At 65.3% G+C, this 26086-nt stretch carries 20 protein-coding genes and 1 tRNA gene; 13 read left to right on the top strand and 8 right to left on the bottom strand.

Features of this window, described 5'->3' with window-relative positions:
• Positions 1-18 precede the first annotated feature (18 nt).
• The 5 genes from hrpA to VSR34_RS01900 all read left to right on the top strand — a co-directional run bounded on the left by hrpA (position 19) and on the right by VSR34_RS01900 (position 8832).
• Positions 19-4740 (top strand): ATP-dependent RNA helicase HrpA, encoded by a 4722-nt coding sequence (gene hrpA, locus VSR34_RS01920; RefSeq protein WP_342961730.1) that lies wholly within the window; start codon positions 19-21, stop codon positions 4738-4740.
• 153 nt (positions 4741-4893) lie between these two features.
• Entirely contained in the window at positions 4894-5907 is a 1014-nt protein-coding gene (locus VSR34_RS01915) for a beta-propeller fold lactonase family protein (RefSeq protein ID WP_342961729.1), read from the top strand.
• Between the two features lie 67 nt (positions 5908-5974).
• On the top strand, positions 5975-7000 hold the full coding sequence (locus VSR34_RS01910) for a sterol desaturase family protein (protein WP_342961776.1): 1026 nt from the start codon (positions 5975-5977) through the stop codon (positions 6998-7000).
• Between the two features lie 140 nt (positions 7001-7140).
• Positions 7141-7974 (top strand): EI24 domain-containing protein, encoded by an 834-nt coding sequence (locus VSR34_RS01905; RefSeq protein ID WP_342961728.1) that lies wholly within the window; start codon positions 7141-7143, stop codon positions 7972-7974.
• Between the two features lie 48 nt (positions 7975-8022).
• Positions 8023-8832 (top strand): competence/damage-inducible protein A, encoded by an 810-nt coding sequence (locus VSR34_RS01900; RefSeq protein ID WP_028210095.1) that lies wholly within the window; start codon positions 8023-8025, stop codon positions 8830-8832.
• A gap of 172 nt (positions 8833-9004) precedes the next feature.
• Here VSR34_RS01900 and VSR34_RS01895 read toward each other — a convergent pair whose 3' ends face one another.
• Entirely contained in the window at positions 9005-9469 is a 465-nt protein-coding gene (locus VSR34_RS01895; protein WP_028210094.1) for a rhodanese-like domain-containing protein, read from the bottom strand.
• 100 nt (positions 9470-9569) lie between these two features.
• Between VSR34_RS01895 and VSR34_RS01890 the strand changes: the two genes are divergently transcribed.
• The 5 genes from VSR34_RS01890 (at position 9570) to VSR34_RS01870 (ending at position 16572) form a co-directional block, all read left to right on the top strand.
• Entirely contained in the window at positions 9570-9839 is a 270-nt protein-coding gene (locus tag VSR34_RS01890) for a hypothetical protein (protein WP_342961727.1), read from the top strand.
• A gap of 110 nt (positions 9840-9949) precedes the next feature.
• Complete coding sequence (gene glnA / locus VSR34_RS01885) at positions 9950-11365, top strand: type I glutamate--ammonia ligase (RefSeq protein WP_028210093.1); 1416 nt, start codon at positions 9950-9952, stop codon at positions 11363-11365.
• A 202-nt stretch (positions 11366-11567) separates the two neighbouring features.
• Complete coding sequence (glnL, locus tag VSR34_RS01880) at positions 11568-12710, top strand: nitrogen regulation protein NR(II) (protein WP_028210092.1); 1143 nt, start codon at positions 11568-11570, stop codon at positions 12708-12710.
• Between the two features lie 78 nt (positions 12711-12788).
• A complete protein-coding gene (ntrC, locus tag VSR34_RS01875; protein WP_028210091.1) occupies positions 12789-14372 on the top strand; it encodes a nitrogen regulation protein NR(I) in 1584 nt (527 codons plus the stop codon).
• A 106-nt stretch (positions 14373-14478) separates the two neighbouring features.
• The gene (locus VSR34_RS01870; RefSeq protein ID WP_342961726.1) at positions 14479-16572 is read left to right on the top strand and encodes a prolyl oligopeptidase family serine peptidase; all 2094 of its coding nucleotides are present in this window, start codon (positions 14479-14481) and stop codon (positions 16570-16572) included.
• 9 nt (positions 16573-16581) lie between these two features.
• Here the strand turns inward: VSR34_RS01870 and xth are convergent, their stop codons facing one another.
• The 4 genes from xth to VSR34_RS01850 all read right to left on the bottom strand — a co-directional run bounded on the left by xth (position 16582) and on the right by VSR34_RS01850 (position 19260).
• Entirely contained in the window at positions 16582-17367 is a 786-nt protein-coding gene (gene xth / locus VSR34_RS01865; protein ID WP_342961725.1) for an exodeoxyribonuclease III, read from the bottom strand.
• A 256-nt stretch (positions 17368-17623) separates the two neighbouring features.
• On the bottom strand, positions 17624-17899 hold the full coding sequence (locus tag VSR34_RS01860) for a BrnA antitoxin family protein (RefSeq protein WP_028210088.1): 276 nt from the start codon (positions 17897-17899) through the stop codon (positions 17624-17626).
• Positions 17871-18152: a BrnT family toxin gene (locus VSR34_RS01855; protein ID WP_042289306.1), complete on the bottom strand. Its 282-nt coding sequence runs from the start codon at positions 18150-18152 to the stop codon at positions 17871-17873. Before VSR34_RS01855 ends, VSR34_RS01860 begins: the two co-directional genes overlap by 29 nt.
• 118 nt (positions 18153-18270) lie before the next feature.
• Positions 18271-19260, bottom strand: coding sequence for a nitronate monooxygenase family protein (locus VSR34_RS01850; RefSeq protein WP_028210086.1), 990 nt, complete (start codon positions 19258-19260; stop codon positions 18271-18273).
• Positions 19261-19461: 201 nt separating this feature from the next.
• Here VSR34_RS01850 and VSR34_RS01845 point away from each other — a divergent pair, with 201 nt between their 5' ends.
• Together VSR34_RS01845 and VSR34_RS01840 are read left to right on the top strand one after the other, a co-directional pair.
• Positions 19462-20004 (top strand): PadR family transcriptional regulator, encoded by a 543-nt coding sequence (locus VSR34_RS01845; RefSeq protein ID WP_028210085.1) that lies wholly within the window; start codon positions 19462-19464, stop codon positions 20002-20004.
• A gap of 140 nt (positions 20005-20144) precedes the next feature.
• Positions 20145-20221 (top strand) — tRNA-Met (locus VSR34_RS01840).
• A 114-nt stretch (positions 20222-20335) separates the two neighbouring features.
• Here VSR34_RS01840 and VSR34_RS01835 read toward each other — a convergent pair.
• A complete protein-coding gene (locus tag VSR34_RS01835; RefSeq protein ID WP_028210084.1) occupies positions 20336-21046 on the bottom strand; it encodes an aspartate/glutamate racemase family protein in 711 nt (236 codons plus the stop codon).
• Positions 21047-21298: 252 nt separating this feature from the next.
• Between VSR34_RS01835 and VSR34_RS01830 the strand changes: the two genes are divergently transcribed.
• Positions 21299-22585: an amidohydrolase family protein gene (locus VSR34_RS01830; RefSeq protein ID WP_342961724.1), complete on the top strand. Its 1287-nt coding sequence runs from the start codon at positions 21299-21301 to the stop codon at positions 22583-22585.
• Positions 22586-22666: 81 nt separating this feature from the next.
• On the opposite strand, the gene VSR34_RS01825 is transcribed toward VSR34_RS01830, so the two are convergent.
• A complete protein-coding gene (locus VSR34_RS01825; protein WP_342961723.1) occupies positions 22667-24766 on the bottom strand; it encodes a M3 family metallopeptidase in 2100 nt (699 codons plus the stop codon).
• Positions 24767-25030: 264 nt separating this feature from the next.
• Positions 25031-25885, bottom strand: a complete 855-nt coding sequence (gene folD / locus VSR34_RS01820; protein WP_342961722.1) for a bifunctional methylenetetrahydrofolate dehydrogenase/methenyltetrahydrofolate cyclohydrolase FolD — start codon at positions 25883-25885, stop codon at positions 25031-25033.
• Between the last annotated feature and the right edge of the window lie 201 nt (positions 25886-26086).

Raw genomic sequence — 26086 nt, 5'->3', positions numbered from 1 at the left:
GGATTATAATGCGCCCCCATGTCGAATGTACCCAAAAGACCTGCCTCGGCGCAGGGCAGCAACACCCCGGCCGGGAAGGAATCGGCGCAGGACGGCGCGCAGCGGAAAAGCGCGTCGCAGAAGTACGGCGACGGGCAAAAGCTCGCGTCGGCGGACAAGCTTGCCGCGCTCATGGGCGGCGGCGTGCTGGGCGGCGCACGCGTGCAGGATAAGCGCGCAACGGAGCAGGCGCTGGCGCAGCCCGCGAGGGCGAAAGACGCGCAAGGCGCGCGTGCCGAAAGCGGCGTGAAACAGGGCGATGCCGCCGCCACGCACGCGCAGGATGAGCGTGCGCGCCGTCGCGAGCCGGCGCGCGGCGAGGCGAGCCGCGCACCGCAAGGCGCGCAACGTGCGCAGCAGCGCGAAGCGCGCGCGCCGCGCGATGAGGCACGCAAGCCGGACTCGCCGCGCGAGACGCGCGCGCAAACACAAAAGCAGGCGGGGCACACGCCGTCCGATGAAGCCTCGCGCGAACACACGCAACGTAGGCAACGTGGGCAACATACGCGGCCCGATGCGCCCGGCGGCTCGGGACATGCGCAGCCGCGCGATCCGTCTCCGCAGCAAAAGCCGGCGCGACCGGCACAACCGCAACGCGCGCCGCGACCGCAAGCGGAGCGCGCCACACGCTCCCCCAATGAGCGCAGTGAACGCCCGCAGGGCAACGAAGCGAAGGAAGGCAACCCGGGCAAGCCGCGTGGCGAACGTGAGCCGCGTCGCGTGATCGAGCCGAACAAGGTGCCGCCCATCACGTTCCCCGAGGCGCTGCCGGTATCCGGCCGCCGCGAAGAAATTGCGCGCGCGCTAGAAGCGAATCAGGTCGTGATCGTGAGCGGCGAGACGGGCTCGGGCAAGACCACGCAGTTGCCGAAGATCGCGCTCGCGCTGGGTCGCGGCCTCGGCGCGGGCGGCACGGGTCTGATCGGCCATACGCAGCCGCGGCGGATCGCGGCGTCGGCCACCGCGCGGCGTATCGCCGACGAACTGAACACGCCGTTCGGCGAAGTGGTCGGCTACAAGGTGCGCTTCACCGACAATCTCTCGCCGGGCGCCTCGGTCAAGCTCATGACCGACGGGATCCTGCTCGCCGAGACGCAGACCGATCCGCTGCTCAAGGCCTATGACACGATCATCATCGACGAGGCGCACGAGCGGAGCCTGAACATCGACTTTTTGCTCGGCTATCTGAAGGAGATCCTGCCGCGCCGGCCCGACCTCAAGCTGATCGTGACCTCCGCGACCATCGACGCGGACCGGTTCGCGCGCCACTTCGGCAGCGACGAGAAGCCGGCACCCGTGATCGAGGTCAGCGGGCGCTTGTATCCCGTCGAGGTGCGCTATCGGCCGGTGCAGGAAGACAGCCCGGCGGTGAAGAACGCACAGGGCACGGCGGGGCGCGAAAAGAGCGGCAAGTCGCAGCGCGACACCGACCGCGACCTCATGGAAGCGATCGTCGACGCCGTCGACGAACTCTGCCGCGAAGGCTCGGGCGACGTGCTGGTGTTCCTGCCCGGCGAGCGCGAGATTCGCGATGCCGCCGAGGCGCTGCGCAAGCACCATCCGCCGCACACCGAAATCCTGCCACTTTTCGCGCGCCTCTCGGCGCAGGAGCAGGAGCGCGTGTTCAAGCCCTCGAACGCGCGCCGCATCGTGCTCGCGACCAACGTCGCGGAAACCTCGCTGACGGTGCCGGGCATCCGCTACGTGGTCGACACGGGCCTCGCTCGCGTCAAGCGCTACTCGTACCGCAACAAGGTCGAGCAGTTGCAGATCGAGTCGATCTCGCAGGCTGCCGCAAACCAGCGCGCGGGCCGCTGCGGGCGCGTCGCGGACGGCATCTGCATCCGGCTCTATGAAGAGTCGGATTTCGTCGCGCGCCCGCGCTTTTCCGATCCGGAGATCCTGCGCTCGTCGCTGGCCGCCGTGATCCTGCGAATGAAGTCGCTGCATCTCACGGCGATCGAGACGTTCCCGTTCATCGAGCCGCCGCCGGGCCGCGCGATCGCCGACGGCTACCAGCTGCTCAACGAGCTGGGCGCCGTGGACGACGACAACGCGCTCACACCGCTCGGCCGCGAACTCGCGCGCCTGCCGCTCGATCCGCGCGTGGGCCGCATGATTCTCGGCGCGCGCGACGAGCAGTCGCTGCGCGAAGTGCTCGTGATCGCGAGCGCGCTCTCGGTCCAGGACCCGCGCGACCGGCCCATCGAGGCGCAGGAGCAGGCGGACCAGGCCCATCGCCGTTTCGCCGACGAGCGCTCCGAGTTTCTGCAATGGCTCAAGATCTGGGCCTGGTTCGAGGATGCAGTCGCGCACAAGAAGTCCAACCGCCAACTGCTCGATGCGTGCCGTGCGAACTTCCTCTCGCATCTGCGCTTGCGAGAATGGCGCGACGTCCACTCACAACTGCTGACGGTGGTGCGCGAGCACGGCTGGCGCATCAACGAAGCCGACGCGACCTATGAGCAGATCCATCACGCGCTGCTCACGGGCCTGCTCGGCAACATCGGCCTGAAGGCCGACGACGAACCGCATTACCTCGGCGCGCGCGGCATCAAGTTCCACTTGTGGCCGGGCTCGGCGCTCGTGAAGAAGGCGGGGCGCTGGGTCGTCGCCGCCGAACTCGTCGAAACGAGCCGGCTCTACGCGCGCTGTATCGCCAAGATCGAGCCCGAATGGCTGGAGAAGGTGGGCGCGCACTTGCTGAAGAAGTCGCTCTCCGAGCCGCATTGGGAAAAACGGGCCGCACAGGTCAGCGCGTTCGAGCGCGGCGTGCTTTATGGCTTGCCGGTGTATCAGCGCCGCAGGGTGGCGTTTGGCAGGCAGGATCCGGCGCGCGCGCGCGAACTCTTCATTCGCGGCGCGCTCGTGGAAGGCGAGTTCGACACGAAGCTCGCATTTTTCGCGCACAACCGCAAGCTGCTCGCCGACATCGAGCAGCTCGAACACAAGTCGCGCCGCCAGGACGTGCTCGTCGACGACGAGTTGATCTACGGCTTCTACGATCAGGCGATTCCCGAGGGCATCTATTCGGGCGCGTCGTTCGAGCGCTGGTATCGCGACGAGGTGAAGAAGAGCGGCCAGCCCGAGGACAAGCTGCGTCTCTTGTTCCTCTCGCGCGACGACCTGATGCGCCACGAAGCGGCGGGCGTGACGACCGACCTGTTCCCGAAGCGCATGACGATGTCGGGCGTGGCGATGGCGCTCACGTATCACTTCGAGCCGGGCTCGCCGCGCGACGGCGTGACCCTCGCGGTGCCGCTCTACGCGCTCAACCAGGTCGACGCGCGCCGCTGCGAATGGCTCGTGCCCGGCATGCTCAAGGAGAAGGCGCAACTGCTCCTGAAGTCGCTGCCGCAAAAGCTGCGCCGCCACTGCGTGCCGCTGCCCGAGTACGCGGCTGGCTTCGCCGGGCGCGCGGGCGGCGAACGCTTCGGCGCAGGTGGCCTGCTGGAGGCGTTGATTGCCGACGTGCGCGAGCAGAAGCAGATCGCGTTGAAGTCGGCCGACTTCAAGCTCGAAACGCTTCCCGCGCATCTCTTCATGAACTTCAAGGTGATCGACGAGCACGGCCGGCAGCTCGCCATGGGCCGCAACCTCGCGCAACTGCGCGCCGAACTCGGCGCCCAGGCTCAGCAGCAGTTTCAGAAGCTCGCGAGCGCGACGGCGCTTGCCGCGCTGGAAACGCATGCGCAGGGTGGCGCTGCTGCCGAAACAGCGCAGCAAGCGGCAGCCGGCAAAGCACCGCAGAGGAGCCTCGCGCCGCACACGCCCGCAGCAGGCGAAGCGACGCGCGGCGAAGCGACGCCCGGCGAAGCGACGCCCGGCGAAGCGACGCCCGCCACCGCCCTCTACGAAAACCTCACGACGTGGAATTTCGGCAAGTTGCCCGAGCTGCTGGAAATCCGGCGCGGCGGACAGACGCTGTTCGGCTATCCGGCGCTGGTCGATCGCGGCACGCATTGCGACGTGGAAGTATTCGATTCGCCGGAGGAGGCGGCGCGTATTCATCGCGCTGGCCTGCGGCGGTTGTTCGCGCTGCAGTTGCGCGAGCCCATTCGCTATCTGGAGAAGAATCTGCCGGGCCTGCGCGAAATGGCGATGCAGTTCATGACGCGGGCGACGCAGGAGGAATTGCGCGACCAGCTGATCGAACTCGCGCTCGACCGCGCCTGCCTGCAAGAACCGCTGCCCGACGACGACGCGAGCTTTCACGCGCGCAAGGACGAAGGCCGCGGACGTCTCTCGCTGCTCGCCCAGGAAATCGCGCGGCTAGTGGGGCAGATCCTCGCGGAATACGCGGCGCTCGCGAAGAAGCTTGTGCAGGCCAGGGCCTTCGGTGCGCCCGCGACCGACATGCAGGCACAGGTCGATGCGCTCATCAGCAAACGCTTCATTCTGGAGACGCCGTATGCGCAGCTCGTGCATTTCCCGCGCTACCTGAAGGGCGTTGCGCTGCGCATCGACAAGCTGCGCGCCGATCCCGCGCGCGACGCGCGCCAGGCCGCCGAATTTCAGCCGCTCGCGCAGCAATACCAGCGCGCGCTCTCGCAGCGCGGCGGCGTGTTCGATCCTCGTCTCTCGGAATTCCGCTGGCTGCTCGAAGAACTGCGCATTTCGCTCTTCGCGCAGGAGTTGCGCACGCCGATGCCGGTTTCGGTGAAGCGCCTGCACAAGGTCTGGGAGTCGATGCAGCGCTGAACGGCACTGCGGCCGCGCATTACGGGCCATAACACTGGTCCGAAAACGGCCGCATATCTGCGTTCTTTGCATTTTTCAAGGGCCCTACGTCAACCTTGCAGGCAAACAGACGTTCTACAATCACGCACGCATCTGCCCGGGAACGATACTTCAATGCCGAACAACGCAACTCTCAGCCGCATCGCCAGCAAGGCCGTCGGCGTCGCGCTCGCTTTCGCTGCGCTCGCTTCAACGTCCGCGCATGCGGACAACATCATCGTCCTCAATTCGGGCGAAGCTACGCTGAGCCTCATCGACGACAAGACACACGAAGTCGTCGGCACCGTGCCCACGGGCAAGGAGCCGCATCACCTTTTCCCCACGCCGGACAACAGTGCGCTGATCGTCGCGAACTCGGTGTCGAACAACCTGCTGTTCGTCGACCCCAAAACCGGCAAGGTGCAGCACTGGGTCGAGAACATCGAAGACCCGTACCAGCTCGGCTTCTCGCCTGACCGCAAGTGGTTCGTCACGACGGGCCTGCGCCTCGACCGCCTCGATATCTACAACTACGCGGGCGGCAGCAATATCACGCTCGCGAAGCGCCTGCCGCTCTCGGCCATGCCGAGCCACCTTGCGTTCACCAACGACAGCCGTACCGTGTTCGTGTCGCTTCAGGTGTCGGGCGAAATCGCGGCGGTCGATCTGCCCACGCAGAAGGTCCTCTGGAAGATGAAGGTCGGCCCCGCACCGGCCGGCCTGTGGCTCACGCCCGGCGACAAGTACCTGCTCATCGGCATGACCGGCGCCGACTACGTTGCCGTGGTCGACTGGCGCAACCAGAAGATCGTCAAAACGATCCAGGTGGGCAAGGCCGCCCACAACTTCCGCTCGCTCGTCGATGGCCGTCACGTGCTGGTGTCGAGCCGGGTGTCGAACGTCATCAGCATCATCGACGAGGAAACGCTCGAAAAGACCGGCGAGATCAGCGGCCTGATGCCCGGGCCCGACGACATGGAACTCACCGCCGACAAGCGCTACCTGTGGGTGACGTTCCGCTTCGCGAAGCACATCGGCCTGATCGACATGCAGACGAAGAAGCTCATCAAGACGATCGCCGTGGGCCGCTCGCCGCACGGCATCTACTTCTACGATCGCGCGCCCGTCACGGCGCCGAACGGGGCATAAAGAGGAAGAGGGGCGCGTGGAGATGGCGGCGGCTGTGCTGGCATTCGTTGCCGAGGCGGGGCACGCGGTGGGCGCGGGCGCCGGTGATCTCGTCTCGTGGCTCCAGTCGCTTCTCTTCGTCAATGTCGTCCAGCCGATGCTGTTTCACATCGGCATGATGGACGTGGAAGACGACACCTACGACGCGCTCTACTGGGTGATCGTCGGCGTGCTCGAAGTGGGTCTCATGTATGCGCTGCTGCGCCCGCTCGAAGCGCTCGCGCCGGTGGAGAAGTGGCGCGACCGCAAGGGCGTTGGGATCGATGCGCTCTACACGTGGATCACGCGGCTCGGCGTTCTGAACCTGCTGTTCTTCTTCACGATGCAGCCGTTCTTCGACCGCGCGCAAAGCGCGCTGCGGCTGATGGGCGTGAAGAGCGTGGACCTCGACAATCTCTGGCCGGGTGTGACCACGCAGCCGCTCGTGGCGTTCGCGATCTACCTCGTGGTGCTCGACTTCTGCGGTTACTGGTACCACCGGCTGTCGCATCGCTACGGCATCTGGTGGGAACTGCACGCCGTGCACCACAGCCAGCGCAAGATGTCGCTCTGGTGCGATAACCGCAACCATTTGCTCGACGTGCTCGGGCAATCCTGCATGTTTGCCGCGGTGGCGCTCGTGATCGGCGTGCCGCCGGCCCAGTTCGTGGTGCTCGTCGCGTTGACGAACTTCGTGCAGAACGTGCAGCACGCCAACATCCGCCTGCACTTCGGCTGGCTCGGCGAGCGCCTCGTCGTGAGCCCGCGTTTTCACCGCCGCCATCACGCCATCGGCTATGGCCATGAGGGCACCACGTATGGCTGCAATTTCGGCGTGCTGTTCCCGTGGTGGGACATGATGTTCGGCAGCGCGTCGTTCAATCGCGAGATCGAGCCCACCGGCATACGCGACCAGCTCGAAGGCGTGTGCTATGGCGAGGGTTTCTGGGCGCAACAGGGTTATGCGTTCGCCCGCATCGCGCGGCGCCTGCGCACGCTCGCTCGCGCCGGGGCGGCTGCACAGGCTGCACAGACCACCGAGGCCGCGGCGCGCGACGACGCCACCGTCTCCTGAGCGCACCGGACGCTTGCCTTCGCCGCCGGCCGCCCGCGCTTTGCCCGCCGTGCGCCCCGGTGGTTTATCCTGTCGGCCAGCTTCCCCGATTTTGCCGACACCGTGTTCTCCACCCGTCCTTTTCGCCGTATTCCGCTCGCATGAATGACCTGTTGCGTTCGTTCGGACGCGCGCTCTCGAGCGTGTTCCATCCCGCCATGCTGGTTCTCACGTTCGTGCCGTTTCTGGTGGCCGCGCTGGCGTGGGGGGCCGTGCTCTATCTGTTCTGGCAGCCGCTGCTCGACCTCATGCGGGGGGCGCTGGCGAACTGGACGTCGATGAACTACGTCTATCATCTGTTCGACGTGCTCGGGTTCGGCGGGCTGCGCGCAACGATCGCGCCATTTCTCGTCATCGTCCTGACGATTCCGCTCATCGTCATCACGGTTCTGCTGCTGATCGTCGCGATTTCGATGCCGCGCGTGATCCGTCATCTTTCGAAGCGCCAGTACGCGATGCTCGAATTGCGGCGCGGCGGCAGCTGGTACGGCAGCCTGTTCCATTCGCTCGTCACCACCTTCGTTTGCCTGATCGTGATGGTCGTGACGCTGCCGCTCTGGCTCATTCCCCCGTTCTTCGCGCTGATCCCGCCGCTGCTCTGGGGCTGGCTCACGTATCGTGTGATGACCTACGACGCGCTGGCGCTGCACGCGAGCGTCGAGGAGCGGCGCGCGCTGGTGCGCAGCCACCGGCTGCCGCTGCTCGTGATCGGCGTGGTGAGCGGGCTGCTCGGCTCCCTGCCCACGGCGATCTGGGCCGTATCCGCGTGGCTGCTCCTGTTCTTCCCGGTGCTGGCGGCAGTGACCATCTGGATCTATGCGTTCATTCTGGTTTTCACTGCGCTCTGGTTCGGGCACTACTGCTTGCGCGCGCTCCAGCGCATGCGCGCGCACGACGCGCAGCCGGCGTCCGGCGACGTGACGGTCGTGCGCTGACGCTCCCTCATCAAGATAATCAGCAGGACACATTCAGCGAGGCGACACATGGCATTTGGCGTCATCATCATCGGCGACGAGATTCTCTCGGGGCGCCGCTCCGACAAGCATCTGCCGAAGGTCATCGAACTGCTCGGCGCGCGCGGACTTGCGCTCGAGTGGGCCCAGTACGTGGGCGACGATCCCGCGCGCATCACGGAAACGCTGCGGCGCTCGTTCGCTTCGGGCGACATCGTGTTCTCGACGGGCGGCATCGGCGCGACGCCGGACGACCACACGCGCCAGTGCGCGGCGGCGGCGCTGGGCGTGCCGCTCGTGCTGCATCCCGACGCAAGGGCGGCCATCAGCGAGCGCATTCGCGACATGCATACGGGCCCCGAACCGGTGAACTACCAGTCGCCCGAGAATCAGCACCGTTTCCAGATGGGCACGTTCCCGCAGGGCTGCGAGATCATCCCGAACGGCTACAACAAGATCCCGGGCTTCTCGATTCGCGATCATCACTTCATGCCGGGCTTCCCCGTGATGGCCTGGCCGATGATCGAGTGGGTGCTCGACACGAAGTACGCGCATCTGCATCATCAGACGCCGCATGCCGAGAAGTCGCTGCTCGTGTTCGAGTTGCCGGAGTCGACGCTCACGCCGCTCATGGAGCGCATCGAGCGCGATTTTCCCGGTGTGCGCGTGTTCAGTCTGCCGAGCGTGGGCGACACGGAGCGGGGCGGCATTTACGCGCGCCGGCACATCGATCTTGGCGTGAAGGGCGAGCCCGAGGCGGTGGCGGCTGCCTTCGTGAAGCTGCGCGAAGGCGTGCATGAACTGGGCGGCGATGTGGTCGAGCCGGCCGCGCCGGGCTAGGCATCTGCCGATGGCGAGCGCCGCAGCGGGCCGCGCGCCGGGTAGCGAGGAGTGCGCCGGCGGCCGCAGCGTGTCAGACGGCGCGGCGGCGCATCATCGGCGTGTCACACGCGGCGCCCAGAGTGGCCCGCTGTGCTGGGCTGGGCGCGGGGCAGCGCCGCCGTGGCGAGGCTTATGCCCCGATCCACGGCAGGCCACGGAAGCACCAGCCGCTAACGGTTTTTCTGTGCCCCTGGCTGTCCTTGTCACCCTCGAAGCCTTCGAGCAGGTCGTAGGCTTTCGTGAAGCCGGCCTTGGCGGCTTCGATGGCGGCGAGCTTGGAGCGCGCGGCGCTGCGGCAGAGGAACAGGACGGGCGCGTCGCCTTCGACGGCGCTCCGGAGTTGGGCGAGGAACTCGGCGTTGGGCACCCCGCCCGGGTAGCGGGTCCATTCGACATGGGCGTACTGGCCATCGCCGACCACGGGGCGGCCGACCCAGTCGAGCTCCGCGCGCGTGCGCACGTCGACGAGGCGTGCTCGCGGGTCGAGTTGCAGAAGCTCGAATGCCTCTGCAGGGGAAACCGCGCCCGCGTAGGGCAACTGGTTCTCGACGCGGCGCTTTTCGGCCTGGGCGTACAACTGTTCGAGCGTACTCATGACAACGGATCTCCTGTTTCGCGTTGGACCAAAAAATCATTCTAGCGCGCGGCGGCGAGCGCGAAGCGCGAAGCGCGATCCGCGTACCGGAGAGCGCATCATGCAGATGATGCAGACGCCACGCACTTGCGGGCGAAGGAGGGATGCATTGAGTTGGTGCATGTCGGTGCTTTTGCACCATAATGAAGAGAGATTCGCGCGCCAAATTCGGGATTGCACGGGTTTGGTGCCGATAGGCCGCCGCACCGGCGGCACCACCAATGCGCCGCGCACGTTTTTTCACTCCAAGTGCGCGTCGCGAAAGGGATTTGCGCCAGCTTGGCGCATGCATGGCATGGAAGCTGCTTTATACGTCGCGATCGATTCGTAGCCGGCCAACCGGGTCAGCGGGACAGACCTGGGAAGGAGGCGGCCGGCGAGGATCAACAAGATTGGGACGGCGGCAGCGTTCGCCGAAATCGTTAATCAGGAGAAAAGGTTATGAGTAAATCCGTGGCCGACGTCATGCAGCTCGTCAAGGACGAAGACGTCAAGTTTGTCGACTTCCGCTTCACCGACACGCGCGGCAAGGAGCAGCACGTTTCGGTTCCGCTGTCGGCATTCGACGAAGACAAGTTCGAGTCGGGCCATGCGTTTGACGGTTCCTCGATCGCCGGCTGGAAGGGCATCGAAGCCTCGGACATGCTGCTCGTGCCGGACCCCAACACGGCGTACATCGACCCGTTCTACGAGGAATCGACGCTCGTGCTGACCTGCGACGTGGTCGAGCCGGCCGACGGCAAGGGCTACGAGCGCGACCCGCGTTCGCTCGCCAAGCGCGCCGAAGCGTACCTGAAGAGCACGGGCCTCGGCGACACGGCCTTCTTCGGTCCGGAGCCGGAATTCTTCATTTTCGACTCGGTCCAGTGGAACACGGACCAGTCGGGCTGCTTCGTGAAGATCGGTTCGGATGAAGCGCCCTGGTCGTCGGGCCGCGAAATCGAAGGCGGCAACACGGGTCACCGTCCGGGCACGAAGGGCGGCTACTTCCCGGTCGCGCCGGTCGACACGTTCCAGGACATCCGCTCGGAAATGTGTCTGCTGCTCGAGCAGATCGGCATTCCGGTCGAAGTCCACCACCACGAAGTCGCGGGCCAGGGCCAGAACGAAATCGGTACGAAGTTCTCGACGCTGGTTCAGCGCGCGGACTGGACGCAGCAACTGAAGTACATCGTCCACAACGTGGCGCACACGTACGGCAAGACGGCGACGTTCATGCCGAAGCCGGTCGTCGGCGACAACGGTTCGGGCATGCACGTTCACCAGTCGATCTGGAAGGACGGCCAGAACCTGTTCGCGGGTAACGGCTACGCAGGCCTCTCGGAATTCGCGCTGTTCTACATCGGCGGCATCATCAAGCACGCTCGCGCGCTGAACGCCATCACGAACCCGGGCACGAACTCGTACAAGCGTCTCGTTCCGCACTTCGAAGCACCGGTCAAGCTCGCTTACTCGGCACGCAACCGTTCGGCATCGATCCGTATTCCGCACGTCTCGAATCCGAAGGGCCGCCGTATCGAAACGCGCTTCCCGGATCCGCTGGCCAACCCGTACCTGTGCTTCTCGGCGCTGATGATGGCAGGTCTGGACGGCGTGCAGAACAAGATCCACCCGGGCGAAGCCGCCGACAAGAACCTGTACGACCTGCCGCCGGAAGAGGATGCAAAGATCCCGACCGTTTGCGCCGGCCTCGACCAGGCGCTGGAAGCGCTCGACAAGGATCGCGAGTTCCTGACGCGCGGTGGTGTGTTCACCGACGGCATGATCGACGCTTACCTCGCGCTGAAGGAAGGCGAACTGCAACGCGTGCGCATGACCACGCACCCGGTCGAGTTCGAACTGTACTACTCGCTGTAATGGCGATGGCGCTTCGCTGGATCCGGTTCAGCGAAGCGCCGGTTCAGTTCGTCCGACTCGCAGCAATCGCGTTGCGAAATGGTCTCGAAGGGACGGCGGTGCCGTCCCTTTTTCGTTGGGCCGCATGATTGGCACGAAGTTGTGCCCCGTTCTTCACGACCTGGACCGTTGCCGGCGTGCCGCAAGGTGGCTGGCCTGAAACATGGTGCTCAAGAATCTGATCAAGGCTAGAAAAGGCCACGCGGATCCGCTTTCCGACGACGGGCAACTCGTCGAGTCGGGCCTGCTGCCCGGCTTCGAGGCGCTGCCCACAGTCGTGCTCGTGCTCGACAAGCGCACGCTGCGCGTCGCCTTCGCGAATCCTTCGGCCGAGGCGATGCTCGATCTCTCGCGCCGTCAGCTCGCGCAGATGGCGTGGTCCGATCTCTTCTCGAACGCGGACGAACTGCTCACGACGATCGCATCGATTGCCGCGCATCGCTTTCACGCGACGCGTCTCGACGCTTCGCTGGAGCGCCCCGGCCGCGAGCCGCTGAACGTGCATGTGGTCGTGGGCTTTCTCGAGAGCGCCCCCGATTACGTGCTGCTAGAGCTCTTCGAGAACGAGCGGCACCTGCGCAGCGATCGCGAAGAGCGCATCCACGACCTCACGGCCGTGAACAAGCATCTCATCCGCAATCTCGCGCACGAGATCAAGAACCCGCTGGGCGGCATTCGCGGCGCGGCGCAACTGCTCGAATTCGAACTCGGCGCGCTGGAGCGCGACGAATTGCGCGAGTACACGCAGGTGATCATCAAGGAGTCGGACCGCCTGCAGACGCTCGTCGACCGGCTGCTGGAGCCGCACCGGCATCCGCACATCGTCGGCGACGTGAACATCCACGAGGTATGCGAGCGCGTGCGCGCCGTGATCCTCGCGGAATTCCCGCGCGGCCTCACGATCGAGCGCGACTACGACGTGAGCGTGCCCGACCTGCGCGGCGACAAGGAGCAGCTGATCCAGGCACTGCTGAACATCGTGCGCAACGCGGCGCAGGCGCTGCGCGAACGCATTTCGCAGGGCGATGCGCGCATCGAGTTGCGCACGCGCGTCGCGCGCAAGGTCACGATATCCAAACGCTTGTGCAAGCTGGCACTGGACTTGCATATCACGGACAACGGGCCCGGCATTCCCGAGGAAATCCGCGATCGCATCTTCTATCCGCTCGTCTCCGGACGCGAGGATGGCAGCGGTCTCGGCCTCACGCTCGCGCAGACGTTCGTCCAGCAGCACGACGGACTCATCGAAGTCGATAGCCGGCCCGGACACACCGAGTTTCAGATTCTGTTGCCGCTCGATAGCTGAACGGATCATCGAGCCGATAACCGAAGCTGATTTCAGATTTACCGATACCGCACGCCACCAGGACTTCTGACCGATCTTATGAAGCCGATCTGGATAGTAGACGACGATCAATCGATACGCTGGGTGCTCGAAAAGGCACTCGCCCGCGAGAACTTCGCCACCCGCAGCTTCTCGAACGTGCGCGAAGCCGCGAGCGCGCTCGATCACGACAGCCCGCAGGTGCTCGTCTCCGACATCCGCATGCCCGGCGGCTCCGGCCTCGAATTGCTGCAGACCGTGCGCGAGCGCTTGCCGGGCTTGCCCGTCATCATCATGACGGCGTTCTCGGACCTCGATAGCGCGGTTGCCGCATTTCAGGGCGGCGCGTTCGAGTATCTCGCCAAGCCCTTCGACGTCGACAAGGCCGTCGAGCTGATTCGCCGCGCCGTGGACGAAAGCATGCGCGGCGAGCAGCAATGGGACGAGCGTCCCGCCGAAGCGCCCGAGATGCTCGGCCAGGCGCCGGCCATGCAGGACATGTTCCGCGCCATCGGGCGGCTTTCGCATTCGGCGGCCACGGTGCTCATCACGGGCGAGTCTGGCACCGGAAAGGAGCTTGTCGCGCGCGCTTTGCACCGACATAGCCCACGCGCGAACGGTCCGTTCATTGCGCTCAATACTGCCGCCATTCCAAAGGATCTTCTGGAATCCGAATTGTTCGGCCACGAGCGCGGCGCGTTCACGGGCGCCCAGGCCATGCGTCAGGGCCGCTTCGAGCAGGCCGAGAACGGCACGCTGTTCCTCGACGAAATCGGCGACATGCCGTTCGATCTCCAAACGCGCCTCTTGCGCGTGCTCTCGGACGGGCAGTTCTACCGCGTGGGCGGACACAACCCGCTGCGTGCGAACGTGCGCGTGATCGCCGCGACGCATCAGAACCTGGAGACGCGCGTGCGCCAGGGGTTGTTTCGCGAGGACTTGTATCACCGCCTCAACGTGATTCGCTTGCGTCTGCCCGCGCTGCGCGAGCGCAGCGAGGATATTCCGCTGCTCACGCGCCACTTCCTGCAGAAGAGCGCGCGCGAACTGGGCGTGGAGCCCAAGCGCGTGTCGGACGAGGCGCTTGCCTGGATGTCCGCGCTGCCGTTCCCCGGCAACGTTCGCCAACTGGAGAACCTCGCGAACTGGCTCACGGTGATGGCGCCTGCGCAGACCATCGAGATCAAGGATCTTCCGCCTGACCTCATGCCCGCGCACGCTGCGCCCGGTGCTGCATCGCCCCTCGGTGAAGCCGCGGGCGCTGCCGATGCCTCGTCGGCTGCGGTCTCGGCTCTGGCGACGAACGGCGCGAACCATGCGTCGCACGTGGCGGCTGCGGGGATGCCTGGCGCTATCGGCGGCGTGGCGGGTGGCGTGGTGTTCGGCACGCCCGCGTTCGGCGCGTCCAACGGCACGGCCGTCTCGCCGCTCAGCGTGTGGGAGAGTGGTCTGCGCACGGAAGTCGCGCGTCTCTTGCGCGAGAACAGCGCGGACGTCATGGACGAACTCTCGCGCCGCTTCGAGGCCGCCGTGATCCGCGAGGCGCTCGACTTCACGCGCGGGCGCAAGGTCGAGGCGGCCGAGCGCCTGGGCATCGGCCGCAACACGATCACGCGCAAGATCCAGGAGCTCAATCTCGAGTGATCTTTCGCATCGGGCCGGCCTCGTGCAACGCAAGGCAGCCCGATGCGCAGTGCGCCGGCGCGCGCACAGGGCATAATCGTCGCTGTTTTCCTGTCGACGACCGATCATGCCCGTGACTTCCCCGTGGCCCGCCGAGGCCGATCCGTTCCTTTCTCTCGAATCGCTCGACGATCCTGCCGTCATGGCCTGGGTCGAAGAGCAGAACGCGCGCACGCGTGCCGCGTGGCAGGGCGGCGCGCGTTTCGATGCGCTGGAGAAGCGCCTCGCGCAGGCCTACCTGCCGCGCGAGCGGCCGGTGATCCCGAGCCGCTGGCAGGAGTGGGCCTACGACCTCTGGGAGGACGAGGACAATCCCAAGGGCCTGTGGCGCCGTGCGCTGTGGGCCGATTGGCGCGCGCACGAGCCGCAGTGGCAGACGCTCATCGACTTCGACGCCCTCGGTGCAAAAGAGGGCATGCCGTGGGTTTGCGCGGGCATCGACATCCTCTACCCGGACGGCGACCGCGCGCTGATCCAGCTTTCCGATGGCGGCTCCGACGCGGTCGTGGTGCGCGAGTTCGATATCGTGCGCCGTGAGTTCATGGAAGATGGTTTTGCCATCGCGAAGGAGGGCAAGCACACGATCTCCTGGATCGACCGCGATGCGGTGTACGTCGGGTGGGACGCGGGCGGCAGGAACGGGAACAAGATGCTCACGCGTTCGGGCTATCCGCGCGAGGTGCGCCGCTGGACGCGCGGTACGGCGCTCGCCGACGCGCCCGTGGTGTTCCGCGGCGAGTTCGACGACATCAGCGTGGAGGGCGACTACGATCCGGTCGAGAAGCGTCACGACGTCGTGCGCAGCGTGGACTTCTTCGATTCGTACACCTATCGTCTCGATGAGCGGGGCAACTGGCAGATGTACGACGTGCCCACGCATGTGGCAGTCGGGGCGTGGCACGGCTGGCTGCTGCTGGAGCCCCGGCTCGACTGGGTCGCTTCCGACGTCACGTACAAGGGCGGCGCGCTGCTCGCGATCCGCGAAGACGCTTTCCTTGCGGGCAGCCGCGCGTTCACGCCGCTCTTCACGCCAACGCCCGTCACTTCGGCGTGTGACTGGAGCAATACGAAAAACGTCCTGATCGTCTCCTGGCTCGACGACGTGGAGAGCCGCACGATGCTCTGGCAGCCCCGGCAAACGGATGGCGCATGGCGCTGGGAGCCGCGGGCGTTCCCTACGCGCGCAAGTTCGCAAGTGGACGTCTCGCCGATCGAAGACACGCTCAACGACGAAGTGTTCGTCGACGTGGACGACTACCTGCTGCCGCCCGAATACTGGCTCGCCGATCTCGCGCAGACCGATCTCCAGAAGTGGGAATTGCTCGACCGATGGCCCACGCAGTTCGAGGCCGGACCGCTCACCGTGATCCGCTCGCACGCGCGTTCCGCCGACGGGACGAGCGTACCGTTTACGGTCATCGGCCCGAAGGCCGTGCTGGAAGGCGGGGCTCGCAAGGCGTCGCCGTGTCTGCTTACGGGCTATGGCGGCTTTGCAATCGCGCTCACGCCGCAATATCTCGTGGGCTCGGGCATCGGCTGGCTGGAGCAGGGCGGCGTGGTGGCAATCGCCCACATTCGCGGCGGCGGCGAGTACGGCACCGCCTGGCACGTGGAGGCGCAGCGCGAACATCGGCAGCGCTCGTTCGACGACTTCATCGCAGTGGCCGGGCAGTTGATCGCCGACGGCTACACCAGCGCCGCGCAGCTGGGCATCAAGGGCGGCAGCAACGGCGGGCTGCTCGTGGGCGCGTGCATGGTGCAGCGACCCGAGCTATTCGGCGCCGTGGTGTGCGAGGTGCCGCTGCTCGACATGCAGCGCTATCCGCTGCTGCACGCGGGCGCCTCGTGGATCGACGAATACGGTGATCCTCAGGATGCCGAAGAAGCGCTCGCGCTGGCCGCGTATTCGCCTTACCACCATGTCAAGCCCGGCGTGACTTACCCTGCCACGCTCTTCACGACTTCGACGAGCGACGACCGCGTGCACCCCTCGCACGCGCGCAAGATGGTCGCGCGCATGCTGCAGCAGGGGCACGCGAACGTGTGGTACCTGGAGAACACCGAAGGCGGCCACGGCCCCGGCAGCGATTCGCTCGAGCGCGCGCAGTATGACGCGCTCGTCTATCGCTTCCTGTGGACGACGCTCGCGGCGAACTGGTGAGGAAGGCGCTCAATTGCCGAGATCGAGCGTGGCGATCACCGGCGTGTGGTCGGAGGGCTGATCCCATTTGCGCGGAACCTTGTCCACTTCGCATGCGGTGAGATGCGCCGCGAGCGCCGGCGAGAGCAGCACGTGGTCGATGCGCAGGCCCGCGTTGCGGCGAAACGCGAACATGCGATAGTCCCACCACGTAAAGGTTTTTTCGGGCTGCTCGAACCGGCGGAATGCATCCACGAAACCGAGTTCGATCAGGCGGCGGAACTGCGCGCGCTCTTCCGGCGAGACGAGGTTCTGGCCTTCCCACGCCTTGGGGTCGTGCACGTCGCGGTCTTCGGGAGCGATGTTGTAGTCGCCGAGCAGCGCGAGCTTCGGGTAGCGCTGCATCTCCTGCGCGAGCCAGTCGTGCATGGCGTCGAGCCATCGCAGCTTGTACGCGAACTTCTCCGTGCCCGGCGCCTGTCCGTTGGGAAAATAGGCGCTCACCACGCGCACGTCGCCTACCGTCGCGGCGATCACGCGTTGCTGCGCATCTTCGAAGCCGGGAATGTTGCGCACGATCGTGGCTTCGTCGACGAAGAGGCCCTCGCGCACGAGGATGCCCACGCCGTTATAGGTCTTCTGGCCGGCGAACCAGCTGCGATAGCCGTGCGCCTCGAGATCGGCGCGCGGAAATTTTTCGTCGGGAAGCTTAAGCTCCTGGAGGCACAGCACGTCGGTCTTGCTCGCATTGAGCCAGTCGATGACGTGCTGCAGACGGACCTTGAGGGAGTTGACGTTCCAGGTGGCGATTTTCATATAAAGACGAAGCCGTTGTATATCAATGATTTATGTCGGTAGGCGACCGGTACTTTGGGCTCTGGCTACCCATTTGACTACCCGGTCCGGACGGGCTCGCCTGATGCTCTGCCTGTCGTTTTTCCGCCATCGTATCAGTGCTGGCGGCTATACCCCGGCTCTCGATCCTGTTAACCGCAAAATGCGCATACCGCTAAAACAGAATGCCGTTCAGCAACGGAACGGCATTCTGTTTTGCTCATGGCACCGGTCCTCATCACGCGTGATGCGTCGCCAGCCATTCGCGCAAGGCGTTGTTCATCCGGGTTTGCCAGCCATCACCGCCCGCCTTGAAACGTTCGACGATATCGGCGTCATAGCGCACCGTTACCGCAACCTTCGGATTGGCTAGTTTGGGTCGCCCGCCACGTCGCTTCATCTGCGCGAACTGTTCGTCGGTGGGTTCGAACGTGTCTGCGTCAGCCGCGATGCCGCGAGCAATCGCGGCTTCTTCGTCAGGTGTGTTACGGATCAATCTGGGTGGCTTCTTCATAGCGGTCAATCTCCCGGTTGTTGGCTTTGCGCAGACTGATGACCCGGAAGATGTCGCCACGCTGTGTGAACACGACGCAATAGAGCCGGGATTCGATTACCGCATAGCCAATTTCGCGCAGCTCGCCATAGTCCTTGCGATCGTCGGGCATGCACCATACGGATGACCAGTCGATCCGCTCTGCCAGGGCGAGAGAGACGCGGTGCTTGCGGGGGTTGGCTTCGCTCTTGATCGGATCGTTGGTCGTTTTCACTGGTTATTGTAGTTACAAAAACATACGGGGGCAAGGTATTCCTGTAACTACGTTATTGCCGCCGAACCCCTCCACACAGCGCACCCGGCTCGCCGACTGGCTTCGTCGGCGCCGCGCATCAGAGCGCGGTCTGCTCCTCGGCTTGCGGCGCGGCGGCGACGCCCAGACGCACGCGCGCCGCTTCGTACTCGCGCTTGAGCCGCGCGATCAGCTCGGCAGCCGGCACGATGCTCTTCACGGCGCCGATGCCCTGGCCCGAGCCCCAGATGTCCTTCCACGGCTTCACGCGCGTCGAGCCGAAATTCATCGCCGAAGGATCCGATTCCGGCAGCGCGTCCGGATCGAGTCCGCTCTGCACGATGCTCTGGCGCAGATAGTTGCCATGCACGCCCGTGAAGAGATTCGAGTAGACGATGTCGCCCGCGCTGCCTTCGACGATCATCTGCTTGTACGCGTCGACGGCGTTCGCCTCGTGCGTGGCGATGAAGGCCGAGCCGACGTAGGCGAGGTCGGCGCCAGCGGCCTGCGCCGCGAGAATCGCGTTGCCGTTGCCGATCGCGCCCGAGAGCAGCAGCGGGCCGTCGAACCATTCGCGAATCTCGTGGACGAGCGCGAACGGCGAGAGCGTGCCTGCATGGCCGCCCGCACCGGCGGCGACGGCGATCAGGCCGTCCGCGCCTTTCTCGATGGCCTTCTTCGCGAACGTATTGTTGATCACGTCGTGCAAGACGATGCCGCCCCATGCGTGGATCGCGTGATTGACTTCCTCCCGCGCGCCGAGCGACGTGATGATGATCGGCACCTTGTATTGCGCGCACACGCCAAGGTCGTGCTCGAGGCGGTCGTTCGACTTGTGCACGATCTGGTTCACGGCGAAGGGCGCCGCGGGAGCTTCAGGGTGCTTCGCGTTGTACTCGGCGAGTTCGGTGGTGATGCGGTCCAGCCATTCGCCCAGCACGTGCGCGGGCCGCGCGTTGAGGGCGGGGAAGGAGCCGACGACGCCCGCCTTGCATTGGGCGATCACGAGATCGGGGTTCGAAATGATGAAGAGCGGCGAGCCGACGACCGGAATCGACAGGCCGCGGCGCAGCACGGCGGGCAGAGACATCTAGATCTCCTGGACTGGGCGGCGGCCGGGTGTGGCCGCCGCATTGTTCGTTGCTGGCGCGATGCGGGGCCTTCCTTCATTGCGCCAGCGGGCAGGACCAAACATAGCAAACCGCCGGACACTATGCAACCAGTTGCATAGTGGAAAAATTCGAGCCACAACAGCGGCAGCCTGATCGGAAGCGTGGTTTAGAATCGGCGCATGTCCACCCCGCACGCCATCCTCATTGCCTTGCTGGAAAAGCCTTCGTCGGGCTACGACCTCGCGCGGCGCTTCGATCGCGCGATCGGTTACTTCTGGCACGCCACCCATCAGCAGATCTATCGCGAGCTTGGCCGCATGGTCGACGCTGGCTGGGTGTCCGTCATCGAGGACGACGCGGCCGCGGCCACACGCAAGAAGGTGTATTGCGTGCTGCCGGTGGGGCGCAACGAGGTGGTGCGCTGGGCGCGCGAGACGCCGCTCGATCTCGACTCGCGCAATGTGTTCCTGCTCAAGCTGCGTGCCGACGCCGTAATCGGTCCGCTCGGCCTGGCCAACGAACTGGAGAGGCTCATCGGCGAAAATCGTGCGCGGCTCGCGGTTTATCGGGAGATCGAGCAGCGGGACTTCGGCGGCGCTTCGCTCACGCGCGGTCAGCAGATTCAGTACGCGATTCTGAAGGCGGGTATTCTCACTCAGGAGATGTGGCTCGCATGGGCGGCCGAGGTGAGGCCGCTGGTGGATCCGGCAGCGGCACAATGAGATTTGCCTGGTTATCCGAAGTAATTGGTGAGTGGCACAGTGTGTCTGCGATTGCGTTCGAAGACGCATTAATTCATGCGTGTCCAAAAAGTTAGTTGACGAGCGTCGCGAGAGGCCCTATAATTCTTTTCTCTGACGGACGCGGGGTGGAGCAGTCTGGCAGCTCGTCGGGCTCATAACCCGAAGGTCGTAGGTTCAAATCCTACCCCCGCAACCAAACGTATTAGTCAGGTCTTAAGCAGCACCAAGGCTTCGCGCCGATCAATGAACCCGCTCAGAGCGGGTTTTTTGTTTTCCGCGCCTGTGCAAGGCGCGTTGTCTACAAGGCTCGTCACCGAGCGCTTGCCTCGCCCCCAATCGCCCAGTCCACCGCTGCCTGCGCGTGCAACGCCGTGGTATCGAACACCGGCAACGTCGAATCGCGAGGGCCGATCAGCAGCGTGATTTCGGTGCAACCGAGAATGACCGCCTGCGCACCACGAGCCGCGAGGCTATCGATCACGCGTTGGTAGGTGCGCCGCGATTCGTCATCCACCATGCCGTGACACAACTCATCGTAGATGATGCGATGGATGTCCGCACGATCGTGCTCGTCAGGCACGACGGCTTCGATGCCATGCGCCTCGCGTAGCCGCCCCACGTAGAAGTCCTGCTCCATCGTGTAGCGCGTGCCGAGCAGGCCCGCACGCGTGTAGCCTGCGGCGCGCAACGCCTGGCCTGTCGGGTCGGCGATATGCAGGAAGGGGATCGAAATGACCGCCTCGATCGCCGCTCGAACGCGATGCATGGTGTTCGTCGCGAGCAGCACGATATCCGCGCCGCCGCGTTCGAGTTGCTGCGCGGCCTCGGCCATCTGCGCGCCGAGTGCGTCCCAGTCGCCCGCGCGCTGAAGCGCCTCGACCTGCGCGAAATCCACCGTCACCATCAGGCTGCGCGCGTTGTGATGACCGCCCAAACGCGCCTTCGCATGGCGGTTCAGCAGCCGGTAATACTCGGCCGACGATTCCCAGCTCATTCCTCCGATCACACCGATCGTTTTCATCGATTTGCCTCGCATGCTCATGGACGGGTCAGTCGGCACGAGTATAGGCGCGTGCAGGCCGTCGTCCAGATACGGTTTCGCGATTCCACCGCGGTACGGAAATGGCGAGCATCGCGACGTCTTGTCCGAACGTCGCGCCCACGTGAGCGTCTTCGCGTTTGTGTTGGCTCGCGGCGATGGCGCCGTCATTCTGGCGTCGATAGAATCGACGCGGACGATGCGTTTTCGCCATGCCAGAACAAGGAGCCGCAAATGGACCTGATCATTCGCCGCGCGGTGCTCGCGCATACGCATCCCGCCGGGCATCCCTCGGTGGATATCGGCATCGAGGGGGGGCGTATCGCCGCCGTCGAGCCGCATCTCGCCGCGGCGGCGCGCGAGGAGATCGACGCGGCTGGTGCGCTGGTGAGCGCACCGTTCGTCGACGCCCATTTCCATATGGATGCCACGCTCTCGTACGGGCTACCGCGTGTGAACACTTCGGGCACGCTGCTCGAAGGCATCGCGCTGTGGGGAGAACTCAAACCGCAACTCACGCAGGAGGCGCTCATCGAGCGCGCGCTCCAGTATTGCGACTGGGCCGTCGCGCGCGGGCTGCTGGCGATCCGCTCGCACGTCGATGTATGCGACGGGCGTCTGCTCGCCGTCGAAGCGCTGCTCGAAGTGAAACGCCGCGTCGCGCCGTATCTCGATCTGCAACTCGTGGCGTTTCCGCAGGATGGCGTGCTGCGCAGCCCCGGGGCATTCGACAACCTAAAGCGCGCGATCGCGATGGGCGTGGATGTGGTAGGCGGCATTCCGCACTTCGAGCGAACGATGGCGGACGGCGCCGAGTCGGTGCGCCTGCTCTGCGAGTTCGCCGCTGAAAAGGGCTTGCGCGTGGATATGCATTGCGACGAATCCGACGACCCGCTCTCGCGCCACATCGAAACGCTCGCGGCGCAAACGCATCGGCTCGGCCTGCATGGGCGCGTGGCGGGTTCGCATCTCACGTCGATGCATTCGATGGACAACTACTACGTGAGCAAACTGATTCCGCTGATGCGCGAGTCGGGTGTCGCGGCGATCGCGAATCCGCTCATCAACATCACGCTGCAGGGGCGCTCCGACACCTATCCGAAGCGTCGCGGCATGACGCGCGTTCCCGAGTTGATGGCGGCGGGCGTGACCGTCGCGTTCGGTCACGACTGCGTGATGGACCCGTGGTACAGCTTCGGCTCGGGCGACATGCTCGAAGTCGCGCATATGGGGTTGCACGTCGCGCAGATGACGGGCACCGATGCCTCTCGCGCATGCTTCGACGCAGTGACCGTCAACGCGGCGAGCATTCTCGGTCTCGAAGACTACGGCGTGGCGCCCGGTTGCGCCGCGAACCTCGTGGTGCTCGACGCCCGCGATCCCATCGAGGCGATCCGGCTGCGCGCGGCGCGCCTCGCGGTGGTGAGCCGGGGCAGGGTGGTGAGCCGGCAGCCCGAGCAGCGCGCGGCGCTTGCGCTCGCCGGGCGCCCCGAAACTGTCGATTTCAGGCTACATCGATAAGGCGTGAGGCAAGGAAAAACCGCGCATGGGTGCATCCCATGCGCGGTTTTAGTTCGGACCGCTTACAAGCATGTCACATGCCTATTGCTGTGCCGGCGGCTGCTCCATGCCGTTGTGACGCAGCAGCGCGTCGATATTCGGCTCGCGGCCGCGGAAGGCCTTGAACGATTCCATCGCCGGGCGGCTGCCGCCCACTTCCAGAATTTCCTTGCGGTAGCGCGTACCAGTGCTTTCGTCGAGCACGCTCGACTTCGCGGCCTGTGCCGCTTCCTCGAAGGCCGCGTACGCGTCGGCGGAGAGCACCTCTGCCCACTTGTAGCTGTAGTAGCCGGCCGCGTAGCCGCCCGCAAAGATGTGGCTGAACGTGTTCGGCCAGCGCGAGAACGAAGCCTGCGCAATGACGTGATAGCGCTCGTTGATCTCGCGTGCGAGGTCGTTCGCGCTCTTGCCCTTCGAGGCGTCGAAGTCCACATGCAGCGCCATGTCGAACATCGAGAACACGATCTGGCGCAGGGTGCCGAGACCGCTCTGGAAATTCTTCGCCGCGAGCATCTTGTCGAAGAGTTCGCGCGGCAGTGGCTTGCCCGTTTCGACGTGCGAGCTCATTTCGCGCACGACGTCCCATTCCCAGCAGAAGTTCTCCATGAACTGCGAGGGCAGTTCGACGGCGTCCCACTCCACACCGTTGATGCCCGAGACGCCAAGTTCGTCGACGCGCGTGAGCATGTGGTGCAGGCCGTGGCCGAACTCGTGGAAGAGCGTGATGACTTCGTCGTGCGTGAAGCACGCGGGGCGGCCGCCCACCGGCGCGGAGAAGTTGCAGGTCAGATACGCGACCGGCGTTTGCACGCCGTTGCCGTCGAGCTTGCGGCGCGAGCGTGCATCGTCCATCCATGCGCCGCCGCGCTTGCCTTCGCGCGCGTAGAGGTCGAGATAGAACTGCGCGACCAGTGTGCCATCTGCGTTCTCGACGCGGAAAAAACGCACGTCGGGATTCCATACCGGCGCACTGTCGGGGCGAATGTGCACGCCGAACAGCGTTTCCGTGACCTTGAAGAGGCCCTGGAGCACGAAGTCTTCGGGGAAGTATTGCTTCACCTCGTTTTCCGAAAACGAGTAGCGCTTCTGGCGCAGGCGCTCGGCGGCGAACGCCATGTCCCACGGCTCGATCTGCGCGAGGCCCAGCTCGCTGGCCGCGAAGTCGCGCAGCTCCTTCCAGTCCTTCTCCGCATGCGGGCGCGCGCGCGTGGCGAGGTCTTCGAGAAAGCTCATCACCTGGGCCGGCGTTTCGGCCATCTTCGGCGTGAGCGAGACTTCGGCGAAGTTGTCGTAGCCGAGCATCTTCGCTTCCTCGGCGCGCAGTTTCAACTGCTCTTCGATGATCGCGGTGTTGTCCCATTCGGCTTTCCCAGCGCCGTAGACGGGCCCAAGCTCCGAAGCGCGCGTCACGTAGGCGCGGTACATCGTTTCGCGCATCGCGCGGTTTTCCGAATACTGGAGCACCGGGAAGTACGAGGGGAAGTGCAGCGTGAACTTCCAGCCTTCCTTATTCTCGCGCTCGGCGGCTTCGCGCGCGGCGGCGATCACATCCTCGGGCAGGCCCGCGAGCTCGGCTTCACGGGTGGCGTAGAACGCGTAGGCGTTGGTCGCGTCGAGCACGTGGTCGGAAAAGGCTTTCGCGAGCGCAGCCTGGCGCTCCTGCAGTTCGGCGAAACGCGGCTTCTGCTCTTCGGGCAACTCCGCGCCCGAGAGACGGAAGTCGCGCAGCGAATTCTCGAGAATCTTCTTGCGTTCGCCAGAGAGCAGCTCGAACGAGTCGTGATGCGTGATGGCCTTGTACTTCTTGAAGAGCTCCAGATTCTGGCCGACGCTCGACCAGAATTCGGTCACGCGCGGCAGGTTCTCGCCATGGGCGGCCCGCAGCTCGGGCGTGTCGGCAACGGCGTTCAAGTGGCCGACCACGCCCCAGGCACGCGAGAGCGGCTCGGTGGCGCGCTCGACCGGCTCGACCACGTCGCTCCATTGGGCGGGCGTCATGGGTTGCGCGGCGCGCTCGACAGCTGCTTTTGCGTTCGCGAGCAGCACGTCGAGCGCCGGCGTGACGTGCTCGGGGCGGATTTCGCCAAAGCGCGGCAGGGCGGTGAAATCGAGGAGCGGATTGTCGGAGGGGGTAGTTGCCATGATGCTTCCTGTTCCTGTCTGTCGCGGGTCGGGGGACGGGGGCGCGGCAGCGCTGCGCGCGCCCGTTAGAGCGAGTATTGGGGCGCGAGGGGCGCTTTCCAACCGGTGAATCCGATCAAATTAACAGATGTCGCAGGGAGTCGGCGAAATCACGGCCCGATTCGATCATCCGGCTCACTGAGCTCCCGCCCGAGCAGCAAAAGAAAAGCGGCCCATGAGGGCCGCTTCTTGAGCGTGACGCCGCAATGCTCGATCGCAACTGCCTTACGCGCCTGCTGCGCGTTCCGCCGCTTCGATCGTGTTCACCAGCAGCATCGTGATGGTCATGGGGCCAACGCCGCCCGGCACCGGCGTGATGAAACCGGCCACGTCCTTCAGGCCCGCGAAATCGACGTCGCCGCAGAGCTTGCCGTTGTCGTCGCGGTTCATCCCCACGTCGATCACGGTCGCGCCGGGCTTGATCATGTCGGCGGTCAGGATGTTGCGTTTGCCCACCGCGGCGACCACGATGTCGGCGTCGCGCGTGTGCTTCGCGAGGTCGCGCGTCTTGCTGTGGCAGATCGTGACCGTCGCGCCCTTTTCGAGCATCAGCAGCGCCATCGGCTTGCCGACGATGTTCGAGCGGCCGATCACCACGGCGTTGGCGCCCTCGAGCGGGATCTTGTACTCCTCGAACATCTTCATCACGCCATAGGGCGTGCAGGGGCGAAAGAGCGGCTGGCCCGTCATGAGCGCGCCCGCGTTGGCGACGTGAAAACCGTCCACGTCCTTCTCGGGCGCGATGGCCTCGATCACCTTGTGGCTGTCGATGTGCTTCGGCAGCGGCAGCTGCACGAGAATGCCGTGGATCTTCGGGTCACGGTTCAGCTCGTCGATGCGCTTGAGCAGATCGGCCTCGGAAAGCGATTCGGCATAGCGGTCGTACGACGAATGGAGGCCGTTGTCCTCGCACGCCTTGACCTTGTTGCGCACGTAGACTTCGCTCGCCGGATTGTCGCCCACCAGCACGACGGCCAGCCCCGGCTGATGGCCGCGGGCGGTGAGGGCAGCGGCGCGTGTGGCCACGTCGGCGCGAAGTTTCCTGGAGAGGGCGTTGCCGTCGATGAGGGTGGCAGTCATGGTCGGTCTGGATCGAAAGTGGGCGTTGCGGGCACGTGCGGGCGCTTGTGGAGACTCGTGGAGGCGCGAGCGCTGGCGCACAGCACAGGGCGCAGGCGAGCGGCATGGGGCCGGCTTCTGTGCGAAGGCCGACATTATACCCGCGCGGCGGCCGCGCTTCGGCCTGGACGGGCGAGCGGCGACCTGCGAAGACCGGTAAAG

The organism is Paraburkholderia sp. JHI2823, from assembly GCF_038900695.1.
In the GTDB taxonomy this organism is placed as follows: domain Bacteria; phylum Pseudomonadota; class Gammaproteobacteria; order Burkholderiales; family Burkholderiaceae; genus Paraburkholderia; species Paraburkholderia mimosarum.
The sequence above is the reverse complement of the archived record's forward strand: the minus strand, read 5'-3'. Positions and strand labels throughout refer to the sequence as shown.